Source organism: Terrihabitans aquatilis, assembly GCF_052542005.1.
On record NZ_JBOCUO010000001.1, the window covers coordinates 222,844 to 243,951 of the forward strand.

Annotated in this window: 19 protein-coding genes and 3 tRNA genes; 14 read left to right on the forward strand and 8 right to left on the reverse strand. The window is 61.7% G+C overall.

The annotated features are described in order from the left end of the window. Positions 1 to 74 precede the first annotated feature (74 nt). Positions 75 to 1,469: an ABC transporter C-terminal domain-containing protein gene (locus ACQ6S1_RS01145; RefSeq protein ID WP_445039336.1), complete on the forward strand. Its 1,395-nt coding sequence runs from the start codon at positions 75 to 77 to the stop codon at positions 1,467 to 1,469. Positions 1,470 to 1,493: 24 nt separating this feature from the next. Here ACQ6S1_RS01145 and ACQ6S1_RS01150 read toward each other — a convergent pair whose 3' ends face one another. From ACQ6S1_RS01150 to ACQ6S1_RS01170, 5 genes are all read right to left on the reverse strand, one after another. After that, positions 1,494 to 2,045: a hypothetical protein gene (locus ACQ6S1_RS01150; RefSeq protein WP_445039337.1), complete on the reverse strand. Its 552-nt coding sequence runs from the start codon at positions 2,043 to 2,045 to the stop codon at positions 1,494 to 1,496. 12 nt (positions 2,046 to 2,057) lie between these two features. After that, on the reverse strand, positions 2,058 to 4,082 hold the full coding sequence (gene parE, locus ACQ6S1_RS01155) for a DNA topoisomerase IV subunit B (RefSeq protein WP_445039338.1): 2,025 nt from the start codon (positions 4,080 to 4,082) through the stop codon (positions 2,058 to 2,060). 681 nt (positions 4,083 to 4,763) lie between these two features. Then, complete coding sequence (locus ACQ6S1_RS01160; RefSeq protein ID WP_445039339.1) at positions 4,764 to 5,156, reverse strand: DUF1236 domain-containing protein; 393 nt, start codon at positions 5,154 to 5,156, stop codon at positions 4,764 to 4,766. Positions 5,157 to 5,321: 165 nt separating this feature from the next. Next, positions 5,322 to 6,731 carry a type I glutamate--ammonia ligase gene (gene glnA, locus ACQ6S1_RS01165; RefSeq protein WP_445039340.1) on the reverse strand — a complete coding sequence of 470 codons (1,410 nt, stop codon included), beginning with the start codon at positions 6,729 to 6,731 and terminating at the stop codon, positions 5,322 to 5,324. A 64-nt stretch (positions 6,732 to 6,795) separates the two neighbouring features. Continuing rightward, positions 6,796 to 7,134 (reverse strand): P-II family nitrogen regulator, encoded by a 339-nt coding sequence (locus ACQ6S1_RS01170; RefSeq protein ID WP_445039341.1) that lies wholly within the window; start codon positions 7,132 to 7,134, stop codon positions 6,796 to 6,798. 283 nt (positions 7,135 to 7,417) lie between these two features. On the opposite strand from ACQ6S1_RS01170, the gene ACQ6S1_RS01175 reads away from it, so the two are divergent. Then, positions 7,418 to 8,896 (forward strand): NAD(P)H-hydrate dehydratase, encoded by a 1,479-nt coding sequence (locus ACQ6S1_RS01175; protein ID WP_445040228.1) that lies wholly within the window; start codon positions 7,418 to 7,420, stop codon positions 8,894 to 8,896. Here ACQ6S1_RS01175 and ACQ6S1_RS01180 read toward each other — a convergent pair. Both ACQ6S1_RS01180 and ACQ6S1_RS01185 read right to left on the reverse strand, forming a co-directional pair. Next, positions 8,893 to 10,119 carry a hypothetical protein gene (locus ACQ6S1_RS01180; RefSeq protein ID WP_445039342.1) on the reverse strand — a complete coding sequence of 409 codons (1,227 nt, stop codon included), beginning with the start codon at positions 10,117 to 10,119 and terminating at the stop codon, positions 8,893 to 8,895. The two genes, ACQ6S1_RS01175 and ACQ6S1_RS01180, sit on opposite strands and share 4 nt — an antisense overlap. Then, positions 10,116 to 10,751, reverse strand: a complete 636-nt coding sequence (locus ACQ6S1_RS01185) for a TetR/AcrR family transcriptional regulator (RefSeq protein WP_445039343.1) — start codon at positions 10,749 to 10,751, stop codon at positions 10,116 to 10,118. The genes ACQ6S1_RS01180 and ACQ6S1_RS01185 overlap by 4 nt, the downstream gene beginning before the upstream one ends. Before the next feature lie 243 nt (positions 10,752 to 10,994). Between ACQ6S1_RS01185 and ACQ6S1_RS01190 the strand changes: the two genes are divergently transcribed. The 9 genes from ACQ6S1_RS01190 (at position 10,995) to ACQ6S1_RS01230 (ending at position 19,046) form a co-directional block, all read left to right on the forward strand. Beyond that, positions 10,995 to 11,489 (forward strand): DUF1993 domain-containing protein, encoded by a 495-nt coding sequence (locus ACQ6S1_RS01190; RefSeq protein WP_445039344.1) that lies wholly within the window; start codon positions 10,995 to 10,997, stop codon positions 11,487 to 11,489. Positions 11,490 to 11,571: 82 nt separating this feature from the next. Next, positions 11,572 to 11,656: transfer RNA gene (locus tag ACQ6S1_RS01195), tRNA-Leu, on the forward strand. Between the two features lie 74 nt (positions 11,657 to 11,730). Then, on the forward strand, positions 11,731 to 13,083 hold the full coding sequence (gene tig / locus ACQ6S1_RS01200) for a trigger factor (RefSeq protein ID WP_445039345.1): 1,353 nt from the start codon (positions 11,731 to 11,733) through the stop codon (positions 13,081 to 13,083). 22 nt (positions 13,084 to 13,105) lie between these two features. Next, complete coding sequence (gene clpP / locus ACQ6S1_RS01205) at positions 13,106 to 13,753, forward strand: ATP-dependent Clp endopeptidase proteolytic subunit ClpP (protein WP_445039346.1); 648 nt, start codon at positions 13,106 to 13,108, stop codon at positions 13,751 to 13,753. Positions 13,754 to 14,038: 285 nt separating this feature from the next. Continuing rightward, the gene (gene clpX, locus ACQ6S1_RS01210; protein ID WP_445039347.1) at positions 14,039 to 15,298 is read left to right on the forward strand and encodes an ATP-dependent Clp protease ATP-binding subunit ClpX; all 1,260 of its coding nucleotides are present in this window, start codon (positions 14,039 to 14,041) and stop codon (positions 15,296 to 15,298) included. 235 nt (positions 15,299 to 15,533) lie between these two features. Then, complete coding sequence (gene lon / locus ACQ6S1_RS01215; protein WP_445039348.1) at positions 15,534 to 17,954, forward strand: endopeptidase La; 2,421 nt, start codon at positions 15,534 to 15,536, stop codon at positions 17,952 to 17,954. 196 nt (positions 17,955 to 18,150) lie between these two features. After that, the gene (locus ACQ6S1_RS01220; protein ID WP_445039349.1) at positions 18,151 to 18,432 is read left to right on the forward strand and encodes an HU family DNA-binding protein; all 282 of its coding nucleotides are present in this window, start codon (positions 18,151 to 18,153) and stop codon (positions 18,430 to 18,432) included. 106 nt (positions 18,433 to 18,538) lie between these two features. Then, a tRNA-Val gene (locus ACQ6S1_RS01225) sits at positions 18,539 to 18,614 on the forward strand. 210 nt (positions 18,615 to 18,824) lie between these two features. Beyond that, positions 18,825 to 19,046, forward strand: a complete 222-nt coding sequence (locus ACQ6S1_RS01230; protein ID WP_445039350.1) for a hypothetical protein — start codon at positions 18,825 to 18,827, stop codon at positions 19,044 to 19,046. On the opposite strand, the gene ACQ6S1_RS01235 is transcribed toward ACQ6S1_RS01230, so the two are convergent. Continuing rightward, positions 19,006 to 19,533 (reverse strand): hypothetical protein, encoded by a 528-nt coding sequence (locus ACQ6S1_RS01235; RefSeq protein WP_445039351.1) that lies wholly within the window; start codon positions 19,531 to 19,533, stop codon positions 19,006 to 19,008. The two genes, ACQ6S1_RS01230 and ACQ6S1_RS01235, sit on opposite strands and share 41 nt — an antisense overlap. Positions 19,534 to 19,833: 300 nt before the next feature. Here ACQ6S1_RS01235 and ACQ6S1_RS01240 point away from each other — a divergent pair. The 3 genes from ACQ6S1_RS01240 (at position 19,834) to yidD (ending at position 21,101) form a co-directional block, all read left to right on the forward strand. After that, positions 19,834 to 19,910: transfer RNA gene (locus ACQ6S1_RS01240), tRNA-Asp, on the forward strand. A 184-nt stretch (positions 19,911 to 20,094) separates the two neighbouring features. Further along, positions 20,095 to 20,739, forward strand: coding sequence for a YoaK family protein (locus tag ACQ6S1_RS01245; protein WP_445039352.1), 645 nt, complete (start codon positions 20,095 to 20,097; stop codon positions 20,737 to 20,739). 41 nt (positions 20,740 to 20,780) lie between these two features. Then, entirely contained in the window at positions 20,781 to 21,101 is a 321-nt protein-coding gene (gene yidD / locus ACQ6S1_RS01250) for a membrane protein insertion efficiency factor YidD (RefSeq protein ID WP_445039353.1), read from the forward strand. Positions 21,102 to 21,108 lie beyond the last annotated feature (7 nt).

The window sequence follows — 21,108 nt, forward strand, 5'->3', positions numbered from 1 at the left end:
AGGTGTTGCCGTGGTTCAGCCAAGATTGTGAGCCAGATGCTGGGATCAGTTCTTTTTTCGAGGCTCCTGACATCATGGCGCAGACCCCTGACGACGTTCCAGGCACCGTCTCCGAGCCGCAGGGCGAAGGATCAGCCCCGGAGGTGAAGCCCGCCAGACCTTTATGGCCGCGCCCGCACGATGAGGTTTCGGTGGAGAGCGGCGACGAAACGTTCTCTGACGAGCGCCGTGAGCCACGGCTCGATGACGTGATGCCGGCATCCGGTAACCTGCCGCCTGAGCCGTCGCTCGCCGCGCCGGAACCCGCGGTGCGGGCCGACGCTGAACGCGTTGAGCCTCAATTCGAGACGGAAGCCGTCGCCGCCGATGCGCAACCGGGCGATCTTTCGAAACATGATGCGAGCCAAGGCGACTCGACTGTCGATGCCGAAAACGAGATCCATGCTGACAGGAAAAGCGACCCGGAAGTGCCGGTTTCTCCTGTGATGGCTGCGGCACCTGTTGCTGCGGCGGGTGTCAGCCAGAGCGCGGCGGCCGAGCCCTCTGTGGCGGCGGACATCCGCCCTGTTCGAGAAAATGTGGATGAGGCGCCTCCGCGCGATCGCGTACGGGTCGAGCCAGCCGTGGACGCGCGAGGAGGGGAATGGTTTGCTCGCGTGGCTGCGGCCATTGTGCTGCTCATGGTCGTGGGCGGTGGAGCCATGTATGCGATGAGCGGCGGCGAGAAAGCTTCGCCGGCCTCTGAGCAGGCTGCGAATGACGGACCAGCGCCCCCAGCTCAGCCCGTTTCGGTGCGGAATGTCACTTCCGGTGCTACAGCCGGCAACGAGGATCTTCGGCTGATCCGCGATCATCTTGAGCAACTCGAGCGGCGTTTTGCGCGGCTTGAGACGCGTTTGAACGAAAACCCGGCCCAGAATGCGGGGGCGGCCGACAAGGCGCGCCTGGATGCACTCAGCACACGTCTGGAGAAACTGGAGGCCGGGACCGCTCCAGTGAATGCGCCGGTCAGCAATTCCGCCCCGCCGGCGAACTCCGGTTCCGCAAATTCCGGTCCTGAGAACGAAGATTCGGCCGTGAACGCCGCGCCACCGCCGGAGGAGGCCCCGATCACCGCATCCATTGACGGTGATCTTGAGCCCGCAGCCGCCACGCCGACACCGCCGGCCCTGCCGCAGCCGCGTCCCCCGGTCGTGGCGCGCGCGGACGCCAATCCCGCACCAACAGCCGAGCCCGCGCGCGCCGAAGCCCCGTCCCGGTCATCTCCGGACCATCCGGTGCTGAGCGGCTGGATTGTTCGCGATGTTTACAATGGCATGGCTGTCATCCAGAGCCGTCGTGGCATCATGGAAGTGACGGCAGGCGACGAACTGCCGAACGGAAACCGCGTTCTCGCGATCCGGCGCCTCGGCGGGCAATGGGCCGTCGTGACCCAGCAGGGGATCATCGCCGCCGGCTCGGGATATTGATCGGAGGAGGAGCCTACCGCCCCCTCAATTGGTCGCCGGGCCGAAACGGGCCTGGCCCGGTGCTCCGACAATGAGGACGAAGGTTTCACGGAAACCCTCATTGTCTTCCGGCGTGTCGAAATAGGCTGCCGATTCATCGTCTCCTGTTTCGCTGCGGACCGATGCGAGTGCGAGTTGCGGTGTCTCGGCGTCCTGTTCGACGGCCCGGGTCTGGACGATTTCTCCTTCGTCCGAGATCCATTGCACGAACAGTTCGAGGTTGCCTTCCGTGACGCGACCGACCGCGCGGGAGAAGCCGCTCTTGTCGTCCTGAGACCATGGGCCAAGCACGCGGACGATCAGAATGTCGGTCTCGATGGCCAGACCGCCGTCCCGAGCTTCCTCTCCCCTGGTGGAATCGGCTTTTGCTTCGGCAGGAGGATCCGTGAACGGCGTGTTGGATGGCGGTGAAGGGGCTGTTTCTGTCACCGGTGCGGCTGGTGCCGCCGGCGGCTGAACAGGCTCTTGTGCGGCCAGAGGCAAGGCCCCGAACAGGCTTAAACCGGACGCGAAAATGATGAGGCTGCTCCGGTTCATATCCGATCTCCTCTAGACGTCGAGTTCGCCCGCGAAGGGCGCGTGTTCCTGAATGAAACGGAAGCGGGCATCCGCCTTGGTGCCCATCAAACGTTCGACGGCACCGCGGGTTTCGATCTCGTCGTCCTCGGCGATCTCGACGCGCAGAAGCGTGCGGTTTTTTGGGTCCATCGTCGTTTCGCGCAATTGCTGCGGCATCATCTCGCCCAGCCCTTTGAAGCGCCCGATATCGACCTTCTTGCCCTTGAAGCGAGTGGCCAGAAGGCGTTCGCGTTCGGCATCGTCGCGCGCATAGACCGTGGTTGCGCCTTGGGTGATCCGGTACAGCGGAGGGACGGCCAGAAAAAGATGCCCGCCGCGAACGAGGCCGGGCATCTCTCGGTAGAAAAACGTAATAAGAAGCGAGGCGATGTGGGCGCCGTCGACATCGGCGTCGGTCATCACGATGACGCGCTCATAACGCAGATCTTCCTCGCGATAGGCCGAGCGTGTTCCGCAGCCAAGGGCCAGAAGGAGATCGGACAATTGCTGGTTCTGGGCCAACTTTTCCGAGCCCGCGCTGGCCACGTTGAGGATCTTGCCCCGCAGCGGCAGGATGGCCTGATTGCTGCGCTGGCGGGCCTGCTTCGCCGAGCCACCTGCCGAATCCCCTTCCACGATGAAGAGTTCGGCACCGGCCGCGCCGTTTTGCGTGCAGTCGGCGAGCTTGCCCGGCAGGCGCAGCTTGCGCGTGGCGCTCTTGCGCAGCGTCTCTTTTTCCGCGCGACGGCGCAGGCGATCTTCCGCCCGCTCTATGACGCGGTCTAGTAAACGGCGCGCCTGCGTGGGCGAGGCAGCCAGCCAATGATCGAACGGATCCCGGATCGTTTGATCGACGAGGCGCAACGCTTCGCTCGATGACAGGCGCTCCTTGGTCTGCCCCTGAAACTCCGGCTCGCGGATGAAGACGGACAGGAGGCCGACGCAGCCGGCCATCACGTCGTCGCTCGTCACATCCTTGAATTTTTTTCCGGCGCCCGCGAGCTCGGCATAAGCCCGCAGGCCGCGCAACAGGGCGGCCCGAAGGCCGTTCTCATGGGTGCCGCCTTCGGGGGTCGGGATGGTGTTGCAATAGGAGCGCGTGAAGGCGTCGCCATCCTCGGTCCAGGCGATGGCCCATTCCACGGCGCCCGGGCCATCCTGCGCGTCCACGCGGCCGGCGAAGATCTCCGAGGTCAGAAGCTCGCGGCCTTCAAGCGTGGCGCGGAGATAATCCTTCAGCCCTTCCGGAAACCGGAAGGTTTCCTTCGCCGGCACGTCCTCCATGCCGACGAGCAGTTCCGGCGCGCAGGACCAGCGGACTTCGATGCCTGCGAACAGATAGGCCTTGGCGCGCGTCATCGCGAACAGGCGCTGCGGTTTCAGGCGCGCGCCCTCACCGAAGATCTGCCCGTCCGGCAGGAAGCGCAAACGGGTGCCGCGGCGGTTGTGCACGGGCCCGACTTCTTCCAGAGGCGTTTGCGGTGCGCCGCGTGCATAGATCTGACGATAGAGGACCTGTCCTCGCGCGACCTCGACTTCGAGCCGTTCGGACAGGGCGTTCACGACCGAGACGCCAACACCGTGAAGACCGCCGGATGTGGCATAGGCCTTCGACCCGAACTTGCCGCCGGAATGGAGTGTGGTGAGGATGACTTCGAGCGCGGATTTGCCTGGAAATTTGGGATGAGGGTCGATTGGAATGCCGCGACCATTGTCCGACACCACGACGGTCCCGCCCAATTCCATCTCGACCTGAATGAAGGACGCGTGGCCGGCCACGGCTTCGTCCATCGCGTTATCGATGACTTCGGCGAAGAGGTGGTGAAGGGCCTTCTCGTCGGTGCCGCCGATATACATGCCCGGCCGGCGGCGGACGGGTTCGAGCCCCTCCAGAACCTCAATGTCGGCGGCCGTATAGCCCGCTTCGCCCGGCGTGCCGCGCGTCTGTAATCCCTCGTCCGGGGACGTCGATTTTCGAAGGGCTGCACCTGAGGAAAAAAGGTCGGGACTGGCCATGAGCTCGCTGCGATTCTCTATCCGGAGATTATCGCACGGAAGAGGACGTTTCGTGAACGCCGCTGGACCGCGGTCCACAATGATGGCGTCGCATACATTAAGCGCTCCGGTGGCAAAAACTGACCTCGGAGGATGTGCAAACAAAAACGCTCCTCCGCGAGGATGTCGGGGAGGAGCGTTTAGCCAAGGGTTCTACGGAATATGTCCGGCTGCGCGTCTAGGCGCAAAGCTGACGAACCATGAGAGGCTATTTTGTTCTCGTTCCAGCAAACCGCATCTGCGCTACAATTGCTGCCTCCATCTGTTGATGTAGATCAGCAGGTGTCGCCCGCTTGAACGATGTATTGGATTGATTGTCTGACGTACTGCCGCTGTTGTCGCCAAAGAGGCGACGCAGACGAACAGTTCTAGTTCTGCTCCGGCGGGGTCATTTTCTTAAACCTCCACGTCCAGTGTCTGACAATTGGAGTGTGCGACCGTTCCAGGTGACAGTCAAGTGACAGATTGCGCATTTTCATGAGCGTCGCCGAGCAGGCGAATCTGGTGATCAGAAGTTAATGCAGCTAAAGGATTTTTCGGCACAGAAAAGGGCGGCCGGTATGGCCACCCTTTTATGCGTCGGACGATGGGATGCCTGGACACATGCGGCAGCCCATTCATATCCACCCTATCCGGCGGAGATTATTCGACGATCTCGACAACACGACCGCTGTCGGTCTCGACAATTACCCGCTGCTCGTTGACGTAGGCATAGCTGTAGGTCTCGTGCTCGGGAATGCGATGCACGACCACGGTCTGCGGCAGAGCCTCGCCGACGACGATGCGCTCTTGAACGACGACAGGCTCCGCGCGTTCGCGCACGACATATTCGCGGACCTCGCGCGGCGGCGGATCGATAGCCGTTCCGGCAGCTGCGCCCACGACACCGCCGACCACGGCTCCGACAGGACCACCAACGATGGCGCCGGTCACGGCACCGCCCGCCGCGCCTGTAGCCGTGCCTTCCTGAGCGAAGGCCGCACCCGACATCGCAAACAAACCGGCGGCCGCCGCAACGATGAACTTCTTATTCATGACTATCTCCTTCGTGGAAGCCGCCGGAAAAACAATCAGCTCACACAATTGTTCCCGCCTTACTTAAGGTAAAACGGAGGCGTGGCGGAAAGCACAAAGAAAAAGCCGGGGCATGGTTTCCCATGTCCCGGCTGTGCTTCAGCGTCGAAGTGAGACGCGATCGGATTAGTGCGAATAATAGAGGTCGAACTCGACCGGGTGGGGGGTGTGCTCGAAGCGGATGACTTCCTGCATCTTCAGCTCGATGAAGCTGTCGATGAAGTCGTCGTTGAACACGCCGCCGGTCTTCAGGAAGTCGCGGTCCTTGTCGAGGTTCTCAAGCGCCTCACGCAGCGACGCGGAGACGGTCGGGATCTGCTTCAGCTCGGCCGGAGGCAGGTCGTAGAGATCCTTGTCCATGGCCTGGCCGGGATCGATCTTGTTGAGGATGCCGTCCATGCCGGCCATGGCGAGAGCCGCGAAGGCGAGGTAGGGGTTCGCCAGCGGATCCGGGAACCGAACCTCGACGCGCTTCGCCTTTGGCGAGTTCGTGTAGGGGATGCGGCAGGAGGCGGAGCGGTTGCGGGCCGAATAGGCGAGCAGCACCGGAGCCTCGAAGCCGGGAACCAGACGCTTGTAGGAATTGGTCGACGGGTTGGTGAAGGCGTTGATCGCCTTGGCGTGCTTGATGACGCCACCGATGTACCACAGGCATTCCTGCGAAAGGCCTGCATATTTGTCGCCGGCGAACACCGGCTTGCCGTCCTTCCAGATGGACTGATGGCAATGCATGCCAGAGCCGTTATCGCCATAAACCGGCTTCGGCATGAAGGTCGCGGTCTTGCCGAAGCTGTGGGCGACGTTGTGGATGCAATATTTGTAGATCATCAGCTGGTCGGCCATCAGCGTCAGCGTGTCGAACTTCAGACCGAGTTCGTGCTGAGCGGAGGCGACTTCGTGATGGTGCTTCTCGACCTTGCAGCCCATGGACGCCATGGCGGCAAGCATTTCGCCGCGGATGTCCTGTCCGGAATCGACCGGAGGAACCGGGAAGTAGCCGCCCTTGGTGGGAATGCGGTAGCCGAGATTGCCGCCGTCATAATCGCTGTCGGAATTGAACGGCAGTTCGACCTGGTCGAGCTTGAAGCCGGTGTTGTACGGCGTTGCCGAGAACTTCACGTCGTCGAAAAGGAAGAATTCGGCTTCAGGGCCGAAGAAGATGGTGTCGCCAACGCCGGAGGCCTTCACGAATTCCTCGGCCTTCTTGGCGATGCCGCGCGGATCGCGCTCATAGGGGGCACCGGTGGTGGGCTCAAGGACGTCGCAGACGATCGAAAGGGTCGAGGCGGCGAAAAACGGATCGAGGCACGCGGTCTCAGGAACCGGCATCAGCAGCATGTCGGATTCGTTGATGACCTTCCAGCCGGCGATCGACGAGCCGTCGAACATCTGGCCTTCCTCGAAGAACTCCTCATCCACCATGGAGATGTCGAACGTTACATGCTGCCACTTGCCCTTGGGGTCGGTGAAACGGAGATCGACGTATTTGACGTCGTTGTCCTTGATGAAGCTCAGGACATCACTGGCAGTCTTCATTTCAATTTCCTTTGGTTTTTCAACTCGGTACGGCAATTGCCGAAGGGCAGGGTAAAAAGGGAACTCAAATGGCGTCGACGCCGGTTTCGCCCGTGCGAATCCGGATGACTTCCTCGATCGTCGACACGAAAATCTTTCCGTCGCCAATGCGCCCGGTTTCGGCAGCCTTGCGAATGGCGTCAATAGCGCTCTCGACCAGATCCTCGCCAATCACCAGCTCAATTTTCACTTTCGGCAGAAAGTCGACGACATATTCGGCGCCGCGATACAATTCGGTGTGGCCCTTCTGGCGGCCGAAGCCCTTTGCCTCGATCACCGTAATGCCTTGAACGCCAACCTGCTGCAGAGCTTCCTTCACCTCGTCGAGCTTGAAGGGTTTGATGACGGCCTCGATCTTCTTCATATCTGTCCCTGTCTTATGGCTGCCGTGGCGCCCTGCTGCGAGAAGCAGCATTCATGCCAACATTCAGGAAGTTTCGCCTACAGTGAATTTTACCGTTGCCTTGCCGGTTTGAAGAAAACCTGCATGCCGCACAGACCATAAAAAGCGCAAATGAACAATAAATAGGCAAAGGCGAATGCGCTGGGTCTCCAGATTTGCTTCAGGATTGAGCATCGCGATTTTCACGGCTCACGAACATCGGACGCCGTGACGCAGCGGCTGGGAGAGGAGGCGCGCGGCCATGATCGAATTGCTGACGAACGAAGAGATGGCGCAGGCCGACGCCTTGGCAATCGCTGGGGGCGTGGATGGTTTCGATCTCATGCTGGCGGCCGGGCAGGCCGTCGCCGAAGCCGCGGAGACAATGTGTTCTCTGCCAGGCCCTGTCATTGTGTTGTGCGGACCAGGCAACAACGGCGGAGATGGTTTTGTCGCGGCGCGGCTGTTGGCGGAGCGCGGCTATGATGTTCGCCTCTGTTTCATGGGGGAGCGGGCGTCGGTTCGTGGCGCCGCCGCGAAAGCTGCGGCTTTGTGGCGCGGCCCGGTCGAGCCTTTTGCAGAGGCCGATCTATTTGGAACTGCGCTCGTTATCGACGCTCTGTTTGGCGCCGGGCTTGCGCGCGATATCGACGGCGATGCTGCTGTGATCATTCAGGCGGTGAATGCCTCTGCGGCGAAAGTGCTCGCTGTCGACGTGCCGTCCGGGGTCGATGGCACGACAGGCTCCGTACGGGGCACCGCCGTCCGGGCCGATCGCACCGTGACCTTCTTCCGTTACAAGCCCGGCCATCTTTTGATGCCGGGGCGTGCCCATTGTGGCGAACGGGTCTTGGCCCAGATCGGGATAAGTTCCGAAGTCCTGAAGACGATAGAACCCGTTCTCTTTCGAAACGATCCACCTCTTTGGCGCGGCGATTTTCCGGTTCCGGGGGCCGATAGCCACAAATATACGCGTGGCCATTCTCTGATCGCAGCGGGCTCGGAGATGACGGGGGCGGCCCGGCTGGCGGCACGTGCCGCGTTGCGCACAGGCGCAGGGCTCGTGACGCTCGGAGCGCCTCCAGGCGTGATGCCGATCTATCAGGCGGCGCTAGAAGCGGTGATCGTGCGCCCGATGGAAGGAATGGACGGCTATCGTTCACTTCTCGAGGATGTGCGCCGCAATGCCTTGCTGATAGGGCCGGGCATCGGCGGCGGCGAGGTCACACGGTGCATTGTCCTGGCAGCGCTGGAGAGCGGCCGCCATGTGGTATTGGACGCCGATGCCCTGACTGAATTCGAAAAGGATTCACAACTCCTGTTCGACGCGATCCGGAAGAACGGCGCAAAGGTCGTGTTGACGCCGCACGATGGTGAATTTCGACGTCTGTTCAAGGCGTTGCGGCCGATATCGGAATCAAGATTGGAGCGAGCACGTCTGGCGGCCGAGGCATCCGGCGCCATCGTGATCCTCAAGGGCAGCGACACCATAATTGCGGGCCCGGAGGGGCGCGCCGCCATTGCCGACAACGCGCCCCCATGGCTCGCGACGGCGGGATCGGGCGACGTGCTGGCGGGTATCGTTACGGGGCTGCTTGCTCAACGCATGCCCGCTTTCGAGGCGGCCTGCGCAGCGGTGTGGATGCATGGAGAGGCAGCGAACATCGCGGGCCCCGGGCTGATCTCCGAAGACTTGCCGGATGCGCTACGAGGTGTGTTGCAGCGCCTTTACGGCAACGCCTAGGAGACCTCGAACCATGCCCTGGTCGTCGCGCCATCGCCCTCCAGCGGTACGATCGTCACCGAATACCGACCGGGCTCTTCAGGAACGAAGGCCAAGCGTGACGTCTCGCCTGGGAATAGGATGAGGGTGTCGTGCCACCACGGCTTCCATCCATCGTCCAGATTGTCGAGCAGGCGGGCAGTCTGGCGATCGAGCATGAGCCCGTGCAAAGCGAGCCCATTGACGACGCTGAGGATGATCGTCTGTCCTGCTCCGGCGCGGATCAGGGGGTCCGGAGCGGCTGTTCCAATCCGGATCTCGGGACGCAGCGCTTTTTCGAAAGCGATCTGCTTCGGGAGGCGAGGGTTCTCGACCAAGGCATCCGGCCGCGGCCGCGCCGGCACCGCTTCGCCCTTCGGAATGATGCGCACGAGGACGTGGTCCGGTTCGAGATCGTCGAGGATCGTGAGAGCCTCGGCGTCGCCGGGCATATCGACAATGATATCGACGCGCGCGAACGGCGGCATAAGTAGCAGGCCTTCGTTCGGCGAAAAGGGAGGGCAGGGCAGGCCGTCCATCGCCACGATTCGGGCGGCGGCCGGCAGCTTGAGCGCTGCCGGACTTTCCGCCGCGATGTTGACGAGGCGTAGCCGCAGCCTCTCTGCCGGACGGGCGGAAATCTGTAGGCCGGGCGTCCCGTTGACGGTGACAATGCGGTGCGGCGGCGCTCCGGCATTCGCGGACGGCAAGGCGAGCGTGTTGAGCGCGGCGACGATGTCCTGCTCGGCAAAATCAGCATCACCGGTGTCTGCGACGATTATCGCACCCGAGAGGAGAAGCGTACGCGTGGCCAGCGCGGCATCATCCGTCTCCAACCGGTAGGCGAAGCTGCCGGCGTCCCGAGCCGTCAATGAAAGAGAGCGTGTTTCGCCGGGAGCAATGTTCTCGGCGTTATCGCCGCGGGTTCCGAGCCCTTGCGGGCAAAAGCTCAGCGGAAACGCCAGATTGTTGGTTACGCTGAAGGAAAAGGGTTTGCCGAGTTCAAGATTGAGGGCCGGGCCGACAGCCGCGCCGTTGAGAAGCGGACCGTGCAATGCTGTCTCGCCCGGCACGAGGACGATTTCTCCCTCGGCCGCAGTTAAAGCGAAAATGTTCCGGGCGAGAACCGGCCGCGCGGCGCAAAGACACAATGTCCCGGCAAGAACGGCGCGGCGGCTGATGGCCGTCGAGCTGTGGCGCCTCATGCACCCGTCAAGGCGGGCTCGGCCTTTGCGCGCACCGGCTGAGAGGACTGGGGAACGCCGTTCAACGCAAGTTCGGCCACGGCAAGCAAATCCTCATAGGTCCCGCCGTTGGACGCCAGAATGGCCATGCCCTGAAGCATCGCGGCACTGTAGCGCGCCAATGCTATAGGGTCGGCTTCGGGCGGCAGATCGCCATCCCGCCGGGCCTGTTCGAACCGGGGTCGCAGAGCATTTTCAATGAACTGTCGGCGCGACACGATTTCCTGAGCCACCGGGTCCTGCGCGGTGCTGCAGGCCGAGCCGCTTTGAACGAACAGGCAGCCCGGAGGCGTATCGGGCGAGGTTGCGACTTCAGCCCATCCGCGCAGGAGACGCTGGATGACTTCGCGCGCTGTAGGGGCGGCCAGCACCTCATTCATGAAGCCTTCGCGCTTCTTGGAATAACGATCGAGAGCCGCTCGGAACAATTCTTCCTTGTTGCCGAAGGCGGCATAGAGGCTGGGCGGATTGATGCCCATCGCCTTGGTGAGCTCGGCCAGAGACGCACCCTCATACCCACGCTCCCAGAAGACGCCCATCGCCTTCAGAAGCGCTTCATCAATGTCGAACGACCGTGGGCGGCCGGGGGCCATGGCAGAAATCCTTCAATCCCGATGTATGACTACAGATAGGCGGAGGCGCGATGCACGTCCAGTTCAGGAGAATTACGGCAAGGCCGCCGAACTCGAGCACCAACCGGAAAGAACCCGGCGCTGGGGAGAAAAACAGTCATCGCCGGGCCTTATGGACGTGGGCAAGCCGTCCGATATGACGCGAACCCATAAGCCCGTAATTTTCGAACTCACAGATTGGGAGCTTTCAGGATGTCCCTGTCCATGTACCAAGCCAGCGTGCCTGTCTTTGTCCGCACGTTCGGCAATCTCGCGAAGATAATGGATCGGGGCGTTGCGCATGCGGAAGAGACCGGGCTGGATGCGGTGGATTTGATCGAAGCGCGGCTGACCGAGAGCATGGGACCGCTTCGCAGCCAGGTTCAGTGGGCAAGCGACACCGCCAAGAGTTGCGCCGCGCGGTTGGCAGGCATCGAGATCCCGAGCTATCCGGACACCGAGACGACCTTTCCGGAATTAAAGGCCCGCATCGCCAAGACGATCGCCTTCCTCGAATCGATCGATCCTGCGCAGATCGATGGCTCGGAAAGCCGTGAGGTTCTGCTGAACACGCGGCGGCAGACGTTCACTTTCCAGGGGCAGGATTTCCTGCTGCGCCACTCGCTGCCGAACTTCTTCTTTCACGTCACGACGGCCTATGACATCCTGCGTCATAAAGGCGTTCCGCTCTCCAAGAACGATTATCTCGGCCATCCGTGATCGGCCACGCACAACTTTTCGCGTGCGAAACACAATCGTCATGCTATAGACGCGACCGCCTCCGCGAGGGGGCGCGCCCGGCGCGGGCGTGGCGGAATTGGTAGACGCAGCAGGTTTAGGTCCTGCCGCCGCAAGGTGTGGGGGTTCGAGTCCCTCCGCCCGCACCACCCCGAGGCCCGTCGGGAATCCATTCAAGAACAGCGCTCCCCCGCGAGCCCGCAGACGATCCGGAAGAGACATTATGCAGGTTACCCAAACCCTTTCCGAGGGACTGAAGCGCGAGTTCCGCATCACCGTTCCCGCCACCGATCTTGAGAGCCGGGTGTCTTCCCGCCTCAACGATCTTCAGGGCAAGGTGCAGATCAAGGGCTTCCGCCCCGGCAAGGTGCCCGCCACCCATCTGAAGCGCCTCTACGGCCGCTCGGTGTTCGGTGAAGTGCTGCAGGAGGTCTTGACCGAGGCGAATCAGAAGATCGTCGAGGACAACAAGATCAAGCTTGCCGGCCAGCCCAAGGTGTCGCTGCCTGAGGAAGAAAGCGCGATCGAAGGCGTGGTCGCCGGCAATGCCGACCTCGACTACACCGTCGCGGTAGAAATCCTTCCGGAAATCACGGTGGGCGACCTCAAGTCGATCAAGGTCGAGCGCCTGGTGGCCGATATCGCCGACGATCAGCTGGAAGAGACGCTGACCCGCATCGCCCAGCAGAACGCCACCTACGAGACCAAGGACGGCGCGGCCGAGGACGGAGATCAGGTCACGATCGATTTCGTCGGCTCGATCGATGGCACGCCGTTCGATGGCGGCGCGGGCCAGGATCATCCTCTGGTGCTGGGCTCCGGCCAGTTCATTCCGGGCTTTGAAGAGCAGCTCGTTGGCGTGAAGGCCGGTGACGAGAAGACCGTCAATGTCAGCTTCCCCGACGACTACCGGGCGACCGATCTCGCCGGCAAGGAAGCCGCCTTCGCCGTGACGGTGAAGGGCGTGGCGTCGGCCTCCGACGTCGCGATCGACGACGAGCTGGCCACGAAGCTCGGCCTCGAATCGCTCGACAAGCTGAAGGAAGCGATCCGCGAGCAGCTTTCGGCGTCGCACAAGCAGGCTTCGCGTCAGAAGCTCAAGCGCTCTCTTCTGGATGCGCTCGACGCAACGCATTCGTTCGAACTGCCTCCGACCCTTGTCGAGCAGGAATTCGCCGGGATCTGGCAGCAGGTCGAGCGCGAGATTGCCAATGGCGGAGAGGCGGCCACGGAAGGCAAGAACGAGGACGAGCTGAAGTCCGAATATCGCGGCATCGCCGAGCGTCGCGTTCGCCTCGGCCTGCTCCTTGCGGAGATTGGCGAGAAGGCCGATATCCAGGTGACGAACGACGAGGTCACCCGTGCCGTCGTCGAGCGTGCCCGCCAGTTTCCCGGCCAGGAACAGCAGGTCTGGGAATTCTACCAGAAGACGCCGGAAGCGCTTGCCGAGCTCCGCGCGCCGATCTTCGAGGAGAAGGTGATCGACTACATCGTCGAGCTCGCCGATGTCTCCGACAAGACGGTGACCCGCGAGGAGCTGTTCGCAGACGCCGAGGACGATACACCGGCGGCCTGAACGGCCGCGCTGAGGAGTTGAGATGCGCGATCCGTACGAAACCTACATGAATCTCGTTCCGATGGTCGTCGAGCAGACGAACCGGGGCGAGCGCGCCTTCGACATCTTCTCGCGCCTTCTGAAAGAGCGGATCATCTTCCTGACGGGCCCGGTGGAGGACGGTATGTCGTCCCTCATCGTGGCCCAGCTGCTCTTCCTCGAGGCCGAGAACCCGAAGAAGGAAATCTCGATGTACATCAACTCGCCGGGCGGGGTGGTGACGTCGGGTCTCGCGATCTACGACACCATGCAGTACATCCGGCCCCAGGTGTCGACGCTGTGCGTCGGTCAGGCGGCCTCGATGGGTTCGCTGCTCCTTACGGCCGGTGCGGAAGGCATGCGCTTCTGTACGCCGAACGCGCGTGTGATGGTGCATCAGCCCTCGGGCGGATTCCGTGGCCAGGCTTCGGATATCGAGCGCCACGCCGAAGACATCGTGAAGCTGAAGCGCCGGCTCAATGAAATCTACGTGAAGCACACGGGCCAGGATTACGACACCATTGAACGGACGCTCGACCGCGACCATTTCATGACGGCGGATCAGGCGAAGGATTATGGCATCGTCGATCAGGTCCTCGAGACCCGCCCGTCGGACGGCGAAGGCGCAGCAAAGCTGACGCCGGCCACCTGAGTTTTCCGAACGCGCAGGAGCAGGCGGCTTCCACCGCCTGCGATGGCCTGTAATTTGCTAATTCTGATGCAGCGTTCGACAACATCACGGCCTGCTTGTCTCTTTGGCCCTCACATGGTCACATTCACGGCGAGTCTTGATGCGTCGAAGTTCGGAATGCGGCGTCCGGTGCGGAGGCTGCGCAACACATTGTTAGGCCAGCGGGCCTAGCCTCAAGGAATTTTCGACTCAAGGCTTGCCGGGGTCGAGGTCAAGAGGCTGGTGCCGCTGGAAGGATTGGATGACATGAGCAAGGCCGGCAGCGACTCGAAGAACACGCTCTATTGCTCGTTCTGCGGCAAGAGCCAGCACGAGGTCCGCAAGCTGATCGCGGGGCCGACCGTTTTCATCTGTGATGAATGCGTTGAGCTGTGCATGGACATCATCCGCGAGGAAAACAAATCCTCGCTCGTGAAGTCGCGCGACGGCGTGCCGACTCCGAAGGAGATCCGCAAGGTTCTGGACGATTATGTCATCGGCCAGGATCAGGCGAAGAAGGTCCTCTCGGTCGCGGTTCACAACCATTACAAGCGGCTGAACCACGCCACCAAGCACAACGACGTCGAGCTTGCGAAGTCGAACATCCTGCTCGCCGGCCCGACGGGCTCGGGCAAGACACTGCTCGCCCAGACGCTGGCGCGCATCCTCGATGTGCCGTTCACCATGGCGGATGCCACCACGCTCACCGAGGCCGGCTATGTCGGCGAGGACGTGGAAAACATCATCCTGAAGCTGTTGCAGGCCGCCGACTACAATGTCGAGCGTGCGCAGCGCGGCATCGTCTATATCGACGAGATCGACAAGATTTCGCGCAAGTCCGACAACCCGTCGATCACGCGGGACGTCTCGGGCGAGGGCGTGCAGCAGGCCCTGCTCAAGATCATGGAGGGCACGGTCGCGAGCGTTCCGCCGCAAGGTGGCCGCAAGCACCCGCAGCAGGAATTCCTCCAGGTCGACACCACGAACATCCTGTTCATCTGCGGTGGCGCCTTCGCGGGTCTCGAGCGCATCATCTCTTCGCGCGGCAAGGACACCTCCATCGGCTTCGGCGCGAAGGTGGTCTCGCCCGAGGATCGCCGCACGGGAGAAGTGTTCCGTGAGGTGGAGCCCGAGGATCTGCTGAAGTTCGGCCTGATTCCGGAATTCGTCGGCCGTCTGCCCGTCATTGCGACGCTGGAAGACCTCGATGAAAGCGCCCTCAAGAAGATCCTGATGGAGCCGAAGAATGCGCTGGTGAAGCAATACCAGCGGCTGTTCGAGATGGAGGGCGTCGAGCTCTCCATGCACGAGGACGCGCTCGGTGCGGTGGCCCGCAAGGCCATCCAGCGCAAGACCGGCGCGCGCGGCCTGCGGTCGATCCTCGAATCGATCCTGCTTGACACGATGTACGATCTGCCGGGGCTCGAAGGCGTCGACGAGGTGGTGATCTCGGCCGATGTGGTCGAGGGAGGTGGCAAGCCGCTCTACATCTATTCCGACAAGGATGCCTCGGAAGCGAGTGCGTAATGGACGCTGAACCGGCCCTTTTCTGCCGGTTCCCAGGAAGTGTCCGGGGGCGGAAGGCGCGTCTTGAAACGGCGCGTTCCGCCCTCCATTTGCTTCTTAACGACCCCTACCGCCGGCACTTCACGCGGCGGTACCCTGCCAAAAGCGAAATCATGCGGCGTTCCACGCACGGCCGAGATCGCCGGAGGCTATCGGCGTCGGGCCCGTGTGCCGACGCTGCGAAAGGAAACTTGCCATGACTGGTACGAAGGTCCGCCCGCCCATCCCGGGGGAACGTGACACCTACCCCGTGCTGCCGCTGCGCGACATCGTGGTGTTCCCGCACATGATCGTTCCGCTGTTTGTGGGACGTGAGAAGTCCATCCGCGCACTCGAAGCCGTGATGCGGGACGACAAGCCGATCCTGCTTGCCACGCAGCTGAACCCGACCGATGACGATCCCGCGCCCGACGTGATCTACAAGATCGGAACGTTGGCCAATGTGCTTCAGCTACTGAAGCTGCCCGACGGCACCGTGAAGGTGCTGGTGGAAGGAACGGGTCGTGCGCAGGCTGTGAAATACAGCGGCCGCGAGGATTTTTACGAGGCTGAAGCCGAGACCCTGGGCGACATCAACGGGGAGGGCGTTGAACCCACCGCGTTGGCTCGCTCCGTGGTCAGCGAGTTCGAGAGCTATGTGAAGCTCAACAAGAAGATCGCGTCCGAAATCGTCACAGCGGTGACGCAGATCGAGGATGCCTCCAAGCTTGCCGATTCCATTGCCTCCCACCTCTCGGTGAAGATCCCCGAGAAGCAGGGCGTGCTCGAACTGCTCAACGTCGTCGAGCGGCTGGAGCGTGTGCTCGGCCTGATGGAAAGCGAAATCTCGGTTCTGCAAGTGGAGAAGCGCATCCGGACCCGCGTGAAGCGGCAGATGGAGAAGACGCAGCGCGAATATTACCTCAACGAGCAGATGAAGGCGATCCAGAAGGAGCTTGGCGACGGCGACGAAGGTCGTGACGACACCGCCGAGCTCGAGGAGAAGATCAAGAACACGAAGCTCTCGAAGGAAGCGCGGGAAAAGGCCAACGCCGAGATTCGCAAGCTCAAGCAAATGAGCCCGATGTCGGCGGAAGCGACGGTCGTGCGCAATTATCTCGACTGGCTGCTGACCATTCCATGGGGCGACAAGTCGAAGGTCCGTAAGGATCTCTCCTTCGCCGAGCAGGTTCTCGACAGCGATCACTTCGGCCTCGACAAGGTCAAGGAGCGTATCGTCGAATATCTTGCCGTGCAGAGCCGCTCGAACAAGCTCGCTGGTCCGATCCTGTGCCTTGTCGGCCCTCCGGGCGTGGGCAAGACCTCGCTTGCGAAGTCGATCGCCAAGGCCACCGGGCGTGAATATGTCCGCATGTCGCTCGGCGGCGTGCGTGACGAGGCGGAGATCCGTGGGCATCGCCGCACCTATATCGGTTCGATGCCTGGCAAGGTCATCCAGTCGATGAAGAAGGCGAAAAAATCCAATCCTCTCTTCTTGCTCGACGAGATCGACAAGATGGGCATGGATTACCGGGGCGATCCGGCTTCGGCGCTTCTCGAAGTGCTGGATCCGGAGCAGAACAGCTCGTTTGCCGATCATTATCTGGAGGTCGATTATGACCTTTCGAACGTGATGTTCATCACGACGGCGAACACGCTGAACATCCCCGGCCCGCTGATGGACCGTATGGAGATCATCCGGATCGCCGGCTACACCGAGGACGAGAAGGCTGAGATTGCGCGTCGCCACCTCATTCCGGAACTGGTCAAGAAGCATGGCCTGAAGCCGGAGGAATGGTCGATCGATGACGCCGCGCTGCTCACAGTGGTGCGTCGTTACACCCGTGAGGCTGGCGTGCGCAGCCTCGAGCGGGAGGTTGCGACCATGGTCCGCAAGGCGGTGAAGGAAATCGTTTCCAAGAAGGCGACCAGCGTCCATGTGACGGAAGAGAACCTCGAAACCTATCTTGGCGTGCCGAAATATCGGTACGGCGAGGCGGAGATGGAGGATCAGGTCGGCGTGGTGACGGGTCTTGCATGGACGGAAGTCGGCGGAGAGCTGCTCACCATCGAAGGCGTGATGATGCCGGGCCGCGGTCGCATGACCGTCACCGGCAACCTCAAGGACGTGATGAAGGAATCGATCTCGGCGGCGGCATCGTATGTCCGCTCGCGGGCAGTCGATTTCGGCATCAAGCCCCCGGTCTTCGAGAAGCGGGACATCCACGTTCACGTGCCGGAAGGCGCCACTCCGAAGGACGGTCCCTCCGCTGGCGTTGCGATGGCAACTGCCATCGTGTCGGTGATGACCGGCATTCCGGTGCGTCGGGATATCGCCATGACGGGCGAGATCACGTTGCGGGGAAGGGTGCTGCCGATCGGTGGTCTCAAGGAAAAGCTGCTGGCTGCGCTGCGCGGCGGCATCAAGACCGTGATGATACCGGAGGACAATGCCAAGGATCTGGTCGACATTCCGGACAACGTGAAGAGCGGTCTGGAAATCATTCCGGTGCGTCATCTCAACGAGGTTCTGCAGCACGCTCTCCTGCGTCAGCCAGAGCCGATCGAGTGGGAGGAGGAGGCCGAGCCCATGCCGAGCCCGCTTCCCGACGATCCGGCTGTCGTCACCGCGCATTGATTGCCGAACACGTATCAGGAAACGGCCCGCATTAGCGGGCCGTTTTCGTATGTTCTGTGCTACCGCCGCCACACCCGCGCCACCTACCGATTCGCATGCCCGGAATTCCTTGCGTTTCAGGAGGTTTCGCGGAAGTTTGCCCGTTCCGTCCTGGGTGGGGCTATGCAGGGCGCACGATGATGCGGAGGGGCTTTAAATGAACAAGTCGGAGCTGATCGCGGCCGTGGCCGAAAAATCCGGCCTGAGCCGGCAAGACGCGACCAAGGCCGTCGAAGCAGCGATCGATTCGATTGTCGACACTCTGAAGGGCGGCGAAGATGTCCGTCTGGTCGGGTTCGGCACTTTTCAGGTGGTAAAACGGGCCGCCGGCGTGGGTCGCAATCTGCGGACGGGTCAGGCCATCAAGATCCCGGAATCGAAAACGCCGAAGTTTCGTGCCGGGCAAGTTTTGAAGGACGCCATCAACCGGCCGAATTGACAATCAGTTTGCCTGCGAAACGAAAGATCTTCCGCCGCAGGCGTTGATCTTCCGGCTGCAGAGCGGCTAAAGAGAGCACGCATCAGCCGTGATCGCGGATGCAAGAGGGCGATTAGCTCAGCTGGTAGAGCGCCTGCTTTACACGCAGGATGTCGGCGGTTCGATCCCGTCATCGCCCACCACCGTTCCCGGTGGTTTGTCTGGTTATCAGTCCTCAGTTCCGAAAAGATTTGGCAATACTCATCCGTCGCGGGCCATCGGAAAATGATGGGCGATCAAGATACCCGGCCGTGAATTTGCCGATGTTTTGGATGCAACTTGTTAGAGGCGGAACGAAAAACGTTACCGGCGATTGAGAGCTTCAATAAGATAAAGGCTGCGGGTTTCATCACATGACGAACAACGATAAGCCCACGGCCAAGCAAGTGGCCGCGAGCAAGCATATTCGCGATATGCTGCGCGATCAGGCTCTCCCGGCGGCCGAGAAATACGGATCGCCAAAGGTGTTGTCGCTACTGACGCAGGCTCTTGCAGAAGCGGAACGGATCATCGATCTCGACAAAGCGCAGAACGCTAGTGGGACAGATGCCGAGGCTTCTGGAGAGCCTGACTGATATTCCCGCCAAGCTCCAACAATGTCATATCGAGAAGATGAGTGACGACACCATTGTTCGTTGCTTTGGAAAGATGACGCGCCGCGAGGCAAATATCTGTGAGTAGCTCCAGCGGCGTGGGATCGGATGTCGAAATCGCCGTTTCTTCGGTAAGATCCAGAATGACCCCACTGAGAATTTCGCGACCCTCGTCATTGATATAGCTCCACGCAGAGCCCAGCGCGATCCGCTCTTGATCGTGCTGATCCCGCACACGGAAGCATTCCAGGAACAATCCGCCGGTTTCGATCGCCGCCGATAGGCGTGTGGTCACGCGATCGTAGTCATCGCGATGGATGGGTATGTTTGCGAACGCCGATTTGGGCAGGCCGGCGCGTGCTTGTTGCGGGTCGAGGCCGCACAGAAGTGCCATCTGGGTGTCGGCCTTCTTGATGTCCGCCTTGATGTCGTACTGATACGCGCCGAGGAGGCGCTTGAAGCCAGGCATGGTTTGAAGCTCGGGAGGTGGACGCCCAACGCATGGGGCGCGATTAACCGCGAAAAGCCGTTCGACTATGGTCTAATTAAGGCTTCGTTACATTCGGCCCGCAAGGGCAGGGTAGGCCTTTTACCCAATCGCTTGGCTGGCCCTGTGCAGACGCCGAATGCTGGGCAACCGCTTCAGCACGAAGAAAGCCTCGGAAAAAACAGCGCAGAAAAGTCATGAGAACGTCGCGATGCCGTTGACTTGGGTAAGGGGGTGTCGTAGTTGACGCCCACCTTGAGCGGCCCGGTTCGGCGCCCTCCTGGGGGTGTAGCTCAGTTGGTTAGAGCGCCGGCCTGTCACGCCGGAGGTCGCGGGTTCGAGCCCCGTCACTCCCGCCATTATTTCAGTAGCTTAGCTGAAATATTTGGCCTGAGTTTCAACTCCTGTCAGCCGTCACTCGGTCCCTTCTAAGATTTCTGCCGCCCGTTTTTTGCCCTTTGATCCGCTTTCAGAAGGCAATACGGCCTTCTCGACAAGGGCATCAGCCGCGTCCCAATATCGGTGTTGGGGGAGTCGCTGTCCATGGTCCGCTATGATCGTCCGTCGATCGTTCTTGCCGTCTTTCTGTCGTCTCTGGCCGGCTTCGTGGACGCGATCGGCTTTCTGCATCTGGGCGGTTTCTTCGTTTCGTTCATGAGCGGCAATTCCACGCGTCTCGCGGTGGCTGTTGAAGATTCGAACTGGCACGAGGCGCGCATCGCCGGCGGTATCATTGCGATGTTCGTCTCCGGGGTGATTCTCGGCTCATTTTCCGGGCATTTTGCAGGGCATTGGCGGCGGCCGGTGGTGCTGTGTCTGCAAACGCTGCTTCTGATCGTTGCAGCATGGCTCCACAGGATCGATCTTGCCGTGCCGGGCACGGCTGCGGTCGCCCTCGCCATGGGCGTGGAGAACACAGTGTTTCAACGCGACGGAGAGGTCTCGATCGGCCTGACATACATGACCGGCACGCTGGTTAAGATGGGGCAGCGGCTGGCCGGTGCTCTGCTGGGAGGGCCGCTTTTCGCCTGGGTGCCGTATCTCGTTCTATGGCTTGGCCTCGCGGGCGGCGCTCTGGCCGGGGCGTGGTCGTTCCAGACGTGGGGGCTCGATGCCTTGTGGGTCAGCGCGAGCCTTGCCGCGAGCCTCACACTGACCGCCTGGATGATGGGGCCCAGGGAGGCCTGACCCGCATTGCGCCCGGCTACCGATATTCACATCTATCGATCATGAAACGCGTTCTTCTGGCGCCCATCTGGCTCTACCGCATGGCGATCTCGCCCATGCTGGGGCCGCGCTGCCGATACCAGCCCACATGCTCGGCCTATGCCGTTGAGGCCATCGAGCGTCATGGCGGGTGGGCCGGCGGATGGATGCTGACGGCGCGTTTGTGCCGCTGCCATCCACTGGGACCAGCAGGCTTCGATCCCGTGCCGCAAGAATTGCCCACCAGGACGCGCTGGTATATGCCGTGGCGCTATGGCCGCTGGACCGGGCGGCACATGACGACACGGCTCGACACACGAGTGCAGTGCGACCGCATTTCCTGATCACGCT